Annotated in this window: 2 protein-coding genes and 1 pseudogene; all 3 read left to right on the plus strand. The window is 63.8% G+C overall.

All coding sequences use genetic code 11. The annotated features are described in order from the left end of the window. Window positions 1-154 (plus strand): annotated as a pseudogene (locus EN994_RS29440) (molybdate ABC transporter permease subunit); the annotation flags it as partial. Beyond that, a complete protein-coding gene (gene cysW / locus EN994_RS29445) occupies window positions 147-1,031 on the plus strand; it encodes a sulfate ABC transporter permease subunit CysW (RefSeq protein ID WP_013530874.1) in 885 nt (294 codons plus the stop codon). The pseudogene EN994_RS29440 and the gene cysW, both read left to right, overlap by 8 nt. 13 nt (window positions 1,032-1,044) lie before the next feature. Next, window positions 1,045-1,871 (plus strand): sulfate ABC transporter ATP-binding protein (locus EN994_RS29450; RefSeq protein WP_164746317.1); only part of this gene is annotated, 827 nt, incomplete at its 3' end.

Consider the following 1,871-nt stretch of genomic DNA (forward strand, 5'->3'; position numbering starts at 1 on the left):
ATCAGAGATCGCGCCGCTGCTGATCGTCATCCGGCTGGAGGAATATAATTACCCGGCGGCAACCGCGATTGCGGCGATCATGCTCGCCCTGTCATTCATCATGCTTTTGGTCGTCAATCTCGCACAGTCGTGGAGCCGCAAGCGCTATGGCTGATCCGGAGATCAAATCTTACGAACCGCACCATGAAAGCCAGTCGGCGGCGGTCACGGAAAGCCGCCCGGCGCGTCTGGCCCTGATGGCCGTCGCCTTTGCCTTCCTCGGCATTTTCCTGCTCTTGCCGCTGATCATCGTCTTCAACGAAGCCTTCGCCAAGGGCATCGGTGCCTACACCGAAGCGCTCGGCAATCCCGACACACGCTCGGCGATCCGGCTGACGCTGCTGGTCGCCGCGATCTCGGTACCGCTCAACATTGTGTTCGGCATCTCCGCCGCCTGGGCGATCGCCAAGTTCGAGTTCAAGGGCAAGGCCTTCCTGACCACGCTGATCGACCTTCCCTTCTCGGTCTCCCCGGTCATATCGGGCCTCGTCTATGTGCTTCTATTCGGCGCCCAGGGGCTGCTCGGCACCTGGCTGAAAGCGCACGGCATCGTCATCCTGTTTGCCGTGCCGGGCATCGTGCTGGCCACAATCTTCGTCACCTTCCCCTTCGTCGCCCGCGAGTTGATCCCGCTGATGCAGGAGCAAGGCAATGGCGACGAGGAGGCAGCGCTTTCGCTTGGCGCCAATGGTTGGCAGACCTTCTGGTACGTGACCTTGCCCAACGTCAAATGGGGGCTGCTCTACGGCGTGCTCCTGTGCAATGCGCGCGCCATGGGCGAGTTCGGCGCAGTCTCGGTGGTGTCGGGCCATATACGCGGCCTGACCAACACCATGCCGCTGCATGTCGAAATCCTCTATAACGAGTACAACGCCGTCGGCGCCTTCGCCGTCGCTTCATTGCTTGCGGGCCTGGCGCTCGTCACGCTGGTCTTGAAAACACTTCTCGAGATGCGCTACGGCGCCGAGATCGCCGCGACGCGCGGACACTGACAGAGGGATTTGCATGGAAGTTCGCGTTGCCAACGTGCGCAAGGAGTTTGACCGGTTTCCGGCCCTCCACGACGTGTCGCTCGATATCAAGTCGGGCGAACTGATCGCGTTGCTGGGGCCGTCCGGCTCCGGCAAGACGACGCTGCTCAGGCTGATCGCCGGACTGGAGCGGCCGACGCGCGGAAACATCTTCTTCGGCGACGAGGACGCCTCGCACAAGTCGATCCAGGATCGCAATGTCGGCTTTGTCTTCCAGCACTATGCGCTGTTCCGGCACATGACGGTGGCCGACAATATCGGCTTCGGCCTGAAGGTCCGGCACGGGCCGTCGCGCCCGCCGGCGCAGGAGATCCGCCGCCGCGCCTCCGAGCTTCTAGACCTTGTCCAGCTGTCGGGGCTGGAAAAGCGCTATCCGGCGCAGCTTTCCGGCGGCCAGCGGCAGCGCGTGGCGCTGGCGCGCGCCATGGCCATCGAACCCAAGGTGCTGCTGCTCGACGAACCGTTCGGCGCGCTTGACGCGCAGGTGCGCCGGGAATTGCGCCGCTGGCTGCGCGAAATCCATGACGCCACCGGCCACACCACCGTCTTCGTCACCCACGACCAGGAAGAGGCGCTGGAGCTTGCCGACCGCGTCGTGGTGATGAGCCAGGGTCGCATCGAGCAGGTCGGCACCGCCGACGACATCTACGACACGCCGAACTCGCCCTTCGTCTACGGCTTCATCGGTGAATCGAGCTCGCTTCCCGTCAAAGTCGAGAATGGCGAGATCTGGCTCGCCGACCGTCCGATCGGGCTTGCCGCGCCCAACGAGCCCTCGGGCGATGCGACGCTCTACTTCCG

Origin of the sequence: Mesorhizobium sp. M7A.F.Ca.CA.002.09.1.1, assembly GCF_003998555.1 — a bacterium.
GTDB classification, from domain to species: Bacteria; Pseudomonadota; Alphaproteobacteria; order Rhizobiales; family Rhizobiaceae; genus Mesorhizobium; species Mesorhizobium ciceri.

What these genes read in the sequence shown, in the direction of transcription:
- cysW (WP_013530874.1), top strand. Translation starts at nt 147, where the DNA reads ATGGCTGATCCGGAGATCAAATCTTACGAACCGCACCATGAAAGCCAG.